The organism is Paenibacillus sp. P4_E11 (assembly GCF_056401635.1).
Map to the genome: position 1 here is coordinate 1 of NZ_JBFUIX010000408.1, position 1,771 is coordinate 1,771.

The 1,771-nt window shown below is 42.3% G+C and carries 2 protein-coding genes; both read left to right on the forward strand.

Annotated elements, in window-relative coordinates:
• Positions 1 to 646 (forward strand): aminotransferase class V-fold PLP-dependent enzyme (locus AC1DWB_RS34555; protein ID WP_477545595.1); only part of this gene is annotated, 646 nt, incomplete at its 5' end.
• A gap of 47 nt (positions 647 to 693) precedes the next feature.
• Positions 694 to 1,771, forward strand: a 1,078-nt coding sequence (locus AC1DWB_RS34560; protein ID WP_477545596.1) for an amino acid permease, incomplete at its 3' end; no start/stop codon positions are given.

The following is a 1,771-nucleotide window of genomic DNA, read 5'->3' on the forward strand; positions in this document are numbered from 1 at the left end:
TTGCCACTCAGTAGGTTCGATTCCGCATTCCTTCAACGAATGGGACGTAGATTTTTCCTTTTGGTGTAATTATAAACATTTGAACGGCGGACCTGGTGGTGTTGGAGGCTTATTTGTGAATCGTAAGCATTTTGGAAGGATGCCTGGACTTGCCGGATGGTTTAGTTCTGCTAAAGAGAAACAATTCGACATGGAGCATACATTAACTCCCGCTCTTTCCGCAGGAGCCTTCCAAATAGGAACTCCTCATGTGCTTAGCGTTGCCCCTTTGATTGGGTCTTTGGAAATATTTACAGAAGCAGGTATTGGGAATATTCGCCAAAAGTCTCTTGAAATCAATCGATATTTAATGAATTTAATTGACAGTGAATTAACGGATATGGGATTYGTCATCGGAACGCCAAGAGAGGATGCACGACGCGGCGGGCACGTGAGCCTTGAGCATATTGAAGCAGCGCGAATTTGTAAATCATTGWAGGAAAACGGGATCATTCCGGATTTTCGAGCACCTAACATCATTCGTCTTGCACCTGTTGCCCTTTATTCTTCCTTCGAGGAAGTTTGGGAAGTGGTTCAAATTCTTAAAAAGATCATGGCAGAAAAACAGTATGAGAAATTTAAAAATGAACGTGRAGTAGTTGCATAATGTAAAACGCTAATATCGCCGGACAAAGCCTGAAGGGGATGAAATAGATGGAGAATAAACATAGCGGTGAGGGTTTAAAACGGGAGTTAACTACTGGTCAGCTCTCGATGATCGCAATGGGGATGGCAATTGGGACGGGATTATTCCTTGGAAGCGGACTAGCCATTCGTACTGCCGGACCTGGTGTATTGCTCAGCTATACAATAGGTGCTTTTATCGTTTTATTATTAATGGGATGTTTGGCAGAAATGACGGTTGCCCATCCAACTTCAGGAGCTTTTGGAACGATTGCCGATAAATATCTTCATCCCATGGTAGGCTTTCTTGTCCGGTACTCTTATTGGATTGCCCAGGTTCTTGCCATTGGGGTTGAAATAAGTGCAATCGCAGTCTATATGAAATACTGGTTTCCAGGAGTTCCTGGTGTCATTTGGATCGTCGTATTTACAGCAGTTCTTATATATGTAAACGCTACCAGCGTGAATGCATTTGCAACATTCGAATATTGGTTTTCCATGATCAAGGTTAGTGCGATTGTTGCGTTTATTCTTCTAGGAGCGTACGTTCTTTTTGGAACTTCAGGTTATGAAAATGTGGGTGCTAATAATCTGATAGATCATGGAGGTTTCCTGCCATTCGGTTTTAAAGGGATGTGGATTGCCGTCTTTATATCTCTTTTTAGCTTTTTAGGCACAGAATTGGTTGCGGTTACTGCAGGTGAAGCAAAAGAGCCGGATGTAGCCGTACCGAAAGCATTGAAAGCAACTGTTTTCCGATTGTCTATTTTCTATGTGATTACTTTGGCGATCATGTTGATGATTGTTCCGTGGCAATCTGCAGGAATTGAAGAAAGTCCATTTGTAAAAGTAATGGAAATCTTAAACATACCTGGCGCCTCTGGAATAATGAACTTTATCGTTTTAACAGCCGCTTTATCTTCTATGAACGGACAGTTGTATGCTTCCTCACGAACGATGTTTTCATTATCAAAAGAAAAGCTTGCACCAGCCGTACTTGGCAAGCTTAATAAGAAAGGTGTTCCAACGACTGCACTAACAGTTTCCACAATGGGAATTATTCTTGCTGCGGTTGTAAGTGCGCTGCTGCCGGGATCATCTTATGCAT